The organism is Actinocrinis sp. (assembly GCF_035938995.1).
Lineage (GTDB): Bacteria > Actinomycetota > Actinomycetes > Streptomycetales > Catenulisporaceae > DASZGI01.
Window position 1 is genome coordinate 1 of record NZ_DASZGI010000016.1, and the last position, 5,687, is coordinate 5,687.

Annotated in this window: 1 protein-coding gene and 1 pseudogene; both read left to right on the plus strand. The window is 72.1% G+C overall.

Annotated elements, in window-relative coordinates; translation table 11 throughout:
* A partial coding sequence (locus VGZ32_RS00835) for an acyltransferase domain-containing protein (protein WP_326883796.1) occupies positions 1–1,845 on the plus strand: 1,845 nt, incomplete at its 5' end.
* Between the two features lie 66 nt (positions 1,846–1,911).
* Positions 1,912–5,687, plus strand: a pseudogene (locus tag VGZ32_RS00840) (type I polyketide synthase); the annotation flags it as partial.

Sequence of the window (5,687 nt, forward strand, 5' to 3'; positions counted from 1 at the left end):
CCGCGCCGCGCCGGAGTGTCCTCGTTCGGGGTGGCCGGCACGAACGCGCACGTGATCATCGAAGAAGCCACCGAAGCGGTGTCGGAGTCGGACGGTGCCGATGTGGCCGGCGTGCTGCCCTTCGTGGTGTCCGCGCGCGACGAAACCGGATTGCGGGCGCAGGCAGCCGGACTGGTCGCGGTCGCGGAGACGGAGCTGCCGGAGAACGTCGGGTTCTCGCTGGCCGTGACCCGATCGCGGTTCGAGCACCGGGCCGTGGTGCTGGGTCGTGGGCGGGCCGAACTGGTGTCCGGCCTGATCTCGCTGTCCCGTGGGGAATCGTCGCCGCGGGTGGTGGGCGGGACGGCCTGGGCGGATGCCAAACCGGTCTTCGTGTTTCCCGGGCAGGGCGGGCAATGGCCCGCCATGGCGGCGGAACTGACGCGGTCCTCGCCCGCGTTCGCCAAATCCCTGACCGAATGCGGCGAGGCGCTCGCGCCGTACGTGCCGTGGTCGCTGGAGGACGTGCTGGCCGGCGCGCCGGGCGCACCCGGGCTCGACCGGGTCGACGTGGTGCAGCCGGTGCTGTGGGCGGTGATGGTGTCGCTGGCGCAGGTGTGGCGCGATTTCGGCGTCGAGCCTGCCGCGGTGGTGGGCCATTCACAGGGCGAGATCGCGGCGGCGTGCGTGGCAGGCGCGTTGTCGCTGGACGACGGCGCGCGGGTGGTCGCCCGACGCAGCCAGCTGGTGGTGCCACTGTCCGGCAGCGGAGCCATGTTGTCGCTGGGACTGGGCGCCGAGCAGGCGCGCACGCGGATGGCGCGCTGGGGCAGCCGGTTGTCGGTCGCCGCGGTGAACGGGCCCGGCTCGGTGGTGGTGTCCGGCGAACCGGACGCGATCGCCGAGTTGCAGGCCGAGTGCGAGGCCGAGGACATCCGGGCCCGCACCGTCAACGCGGACTACGCCTCGCACAGCAGCCAGGTCGAACCGATCAGGGACGAGCTGCTGGACGCGTTGGTCGGTGTGCGGCCGCGATCCGGCGACGTGCCGATGATCTCGACGGTGACCGGCGGACTCATCGCCCACGAACAGCTCGACGCCGAGTACTGGTGGCGCAACCTGCGTCGGACCGTCGAGTTCGAGGCGGCCTCGCGCAGCCTGCTGGCCGAGGGCCATCACGTGTTCATCGAGATCAGTCCGCATCCGGTCCTCGCGTTCGGGCTGGAAACGACGTTCGAGGCGCAGGACGCGAGTGCCGCGGTGGTCGGCACCCTGCGGCGCGACGACGGCGGCCTCGATCGCATGCTGACCTCGGTCGCGCAGGCGCACGTGCACGGTGTTCCGGTCGACTGGGCAGGCTGCTTCACCCCGGCGCGCCGGATCGCGTTGCCGACGTATCCCTTCCAGCGCAGCCGTTACTGGCTCACCGCACCCGGCCTGCCCGCGATCGACGACGCGCCCGCGCCGCCGGCCGCGAGCAGTGCCCCGGTCGCGGCCACTGCCGACGTGCGGGAGTTGCTCTCCGGCGAGATCGCCGCCGTGCTCGGCCTTGACTCGTCCAGCCGGATCGCGGTCGACCTTTCCTTCAAGGCGCTGGGATTCGAGTCGATGACCAGTGTCGAACTGCGCAACCGGCTGTCCGCCGCGACCGGACTCCGGCTGCCGACCACCCTGGTCTACGACTATCCGTCCCCGCGTGAACTGGCCGATTACCTGCGCGCCGAGCTGGACCCGGCCGAGCCCGACCCGGCCGGCCACGAGGCTGCCGTGCCGGCCGCGCGCGGTGAGCGCTCGTTCGACGACATGGACGGCGCCGAACTCGTCCGGCTGGCGTTGCGCGGCAAGCGCTCCAACGATCTCGACTGACCCGCTGCCACGAAAACTGTTGGGGGAACATTGAACACGTCGGTCGACGAGCTGGTCCAGGCGCTGCGCGCGTCGCTGAAGGAGAACGAGCGACTCAGGGCGCAGTTCACCGAACCGATCGCGATCATCGGGATGGCCTGTCGGTTCCCCGGTGGGGTGCGCTCGCCGCAGGACCTCTGGGACCTGGTGGCGGCCGACGGCGACGCGATCGGGCCCTTCCCGGTCGACCGCGGCTGGGACACCGATCGCCTCTACCACCCCGATCCGGACCACCCCGGCACGACCTACGTGCGCGAGGGCGGATTCCTGCACGACGCCGCCGATTTCGACGCCGCGTTCTTCGGGATCACGCCCCGCGAGGCGACCGCGATCAACCCGCAGCAGCGGCTGCTGCTGGAATGCGCGTGGGAATCCTTCGAGCGGGCCGGTATCGACCCAGCCACCCTGGTCGGCAGCCGCACCGGCGTGTTCGCCGGGGTGATCTACCAGGACTACAGCCTGCCGTTGCGGACCCCGCCGAGCGACGCCGAGGGGTACCTGCTGACCGGAGAGCTGGGTAGCGTCGCGTCCGGCCGGATCGCCTTCACGCTCGGCTTGCAGGGACCGGCGATCACCCTTGACACGGCCTGCTCCTCGTCGCTGGTCGCGCTGCACTCGGCGGCCGAATCGCTGCGTCGCGGCGAGTCTTCGCTCGCGCTCGCGGGCGGCGCGACCGTGATGTGCCAGCCGAGGGTGATCACCGAGATGTCCAAGCAGGGCGGGCTGGCTCCGGACGGCCGCTCCAAACCGTTCTCCGACAACGCGGACGGCGCGGGCTGGGGCGAGGGCGTCGGCATGCTCCTGCTGGAGCGGCTCTCCGACGCCAAGGCGAACGGGCACCGGGTGCTCGCCGTCGTCCGAGGCTCCGCGGTCAACTCCGACGGCGCGAGCAACGGCCTGACCGCGCCCAACGGGCAGGCGCAGGAGCAGGTGATCCGCCGCGCTCTCGCCGACGCCGGGCTCGGCCCGCAGGACGTCGACGCGATCGAGGCGCACGGCACCGGCACCGAGCTGGGCGACCCGATCGAGGCCAACGCCCTAATCGCGACCTACGGCGGCGGCGATCCGGCCGACCGGCCGGTGTGGCTCGGCTCGGTGAAGTCGAACATCGGCCACACTCAGGCAGCGGCCGGAGTCGCCGGAGTCATCAAGATGGTGATGGCGATGCGGCACCGCACGCTGCCACGCACGCTGCACATCGACGACCAGCCGACGCCGAAGGCGGACTGGGAGAACGGCCGGGTGCGTTTGCTCACGGAGGCGCAGCCTTGGCCTGAGACGCAGCGTCCGTATCGCGCAGCGGTGTCCAGCTTCGGCATCAGCGGAACCAACGCGCACCTCGTCCTCGAAGCCGCACCCGCCACGGGCGACCTGGAATCCGCACCGTCCGCGCCGAAGGCCGACGAGCCGTACATCTGGGTCATCTCAGCCCGCAGCGACAAGTCCCTGCGCGCATACGCCGACCGGCTGCGCGAATTCGCGCTGACGGCGTCCGAGGACGACCTGGCCGCGTCAGGTCCCTGGCTCGCGCGCCGGCCGTCCTTCGCCCACCGTGCCGTCGTCGTCGCGGCGAACCGCGACGAACTGTGCGCCGCGCTGGCCGAACTCGCCGCCGGACGACCGCACGCCGCCCTGGCCAACGGCATCGCGCACGGCGTAGCCCAGCCGGTCTTCGTCTTCCCGGGACAAGGTTCGCAGTGGGCCGGCATGGCCGCCGAACTGCTCGACCACAGCGAGGTCTTCGCGGCGAGCATGCGCCGCTGCGACCAGGCGCTGGCCCCGCACACCGGCTGGACCGCGAGCGCCGTGCTGCGCGGCGAGGCGGGCGCGCCGGAACTGCGCGGCTCCGACGTGATCCAGCCGGTGCTGTTCGCGGTGGCCGTCTCGCTGGCCGCGCTGTGGCGCTCCGTCGGCGTCGAGCCGGCCGCGCTGGTCGGCCACTCCCAGGGCGAGATCCCCGCGGCGCTGCTGGCCGGAGCGCTCGGCCTCGACGACGCGGCAAAGCTGGTCGCCGCGCGCAGCCAGGTGATCGGGTCGATCGACGGCACCGGCGCCATGCTCTCCGCGGTGCTCCCGGCCGAGCGTGTCCGTGAGCTGATCGAGCCGTGGGCCGGACGGCTGTGGGTAGCCCTGCACAACGGACCGAACAGCACCGTGATCGGCGGCGACCCGGACGCCGTCGAGGAGTTCGAAAAGGCATGGGGCGCGACGGTGCAACTGCGCCGCGCCGCCCTCGACTACGCCGCGCACACCCCGCTCATCGCGCGCATCCGCGACGAGCTCATGGCCCGCATCGGGGACGTGGAACCCGCCGCGACCGAGACGCCGTTCTGCTCCTCCTTCGCGGGCGGCTTCATCCCGGGCGAGCAGTTGACCGCGTCGCACTGGTACGAGAGCCTGGCCGGACAGGTGCGTTTCGACGCCGCGGTTCGCGCATTCGGCGAGTACGACCGGCCGCTGTTCGTCGAGGTGAGCCCGCATCCGATCCTGGTCGGCGACATCGCCGACGTGCTTGCGGACGCAGGGTTTGAGGGCGCCGCCGTCGGCTCGCTGCGGCGCGGCTCGGGCGGTCCGCGGCAGTTCGCCGCCGCGGCGGCGCAGGCCTTCGTCCACGGCGCGCCTGTCGCGTGGCCCACGCTCGTCGGACCGGCGTCGCGGCCGGTGGATCTGCCGACCTACGCGTTCGACCGGCGGCGCTTCTGGCTCGAGAGCGGCGAAGGCGCGCGGATCGCCGACACGCCGCGCCATCCGCTGCTGGACGGCGCGGTGCCCGTGGCCCACGACGGCGGGCTCCTGCTCGCCGGGCGGCTCTCTCGCGCGTCGATCCCCTGGCTTGCGGACCACGCCGTGAACGGCTCGGTGCTGCTTCCGGGCACCGCCTTCGTCGATCTCGTGCTCGAGGCCGCCGCGGGAGTCGGAGCCGCGCGGATCGACGACCTCGTCCTCGAGGCGCCGCTGATCCTGCCTGAGCAGGGCGGCGTAGAGCTTCAGCTCTCCGTCTCAGGGTCCGATGACTCAGGGCGGCGCCAGGTGTCCGTGCACTCCCGTGCCGCAGGCGACCAGCAGGCCGAGTGGATCAGACACGCGACCGGCGCGCTCGCGTCGGAAGACCCGTCGGGCGTCGCACCCCACGACGGCGAACCGCTGGCAGTCTGGCCGCCGGTCGACGCCGTCCCGCTCAACCTGGACAACGCCTACGAGCGGCTTGCCGAGGAGGGCTACGACTACGGACCCGTATTCCAGGGTCTGACAGCCGCCTGGCGCATGCCCACGGAGCTCTACGCCGAGGTGCGCCTCCCGGAACCGGCCGCGAGTGAAGCGGATGCGTTCATCCTGCACCCCGCGCTTCTCGACGCGGCACTGCACGCGCTGCTGGTCGACGGCGCGGCGCACGACGATGGCTCGGGTCTGCTGTTGCCCTTCTCCTGGTCCGGCGTGGATGTCTCGGTCACGGGTGCGCGCGCACTGCGGGTGCGGCTGAGCAGCGTTCTCGAAAGCGGCGCTCTTGAAATCGGCGCTCCTGAAAACAGCTTCTCTCTCACCCTCTTCGACGCGACCGGCCAGCGCGTCGGCGCGATCCGCGAGTTGATGCTGCGCCGTGCGCCGAAGGTCAGTGGACCGCTTGAGCCCGAATCCGGGAGCGACGGCCTGTTCGACTTCCACTGGGCGGACGCGGGCTTAGCCGCCGCACCCACCACGGGCCGGACGTGGGCCGTGCTTGGTGCCGACGCACACGCCGAGGAGGTCAGCACCACGCTCAAGGCGGGCGGTATCAGCGCCCCGCTGCACTACGACCTGTCGTC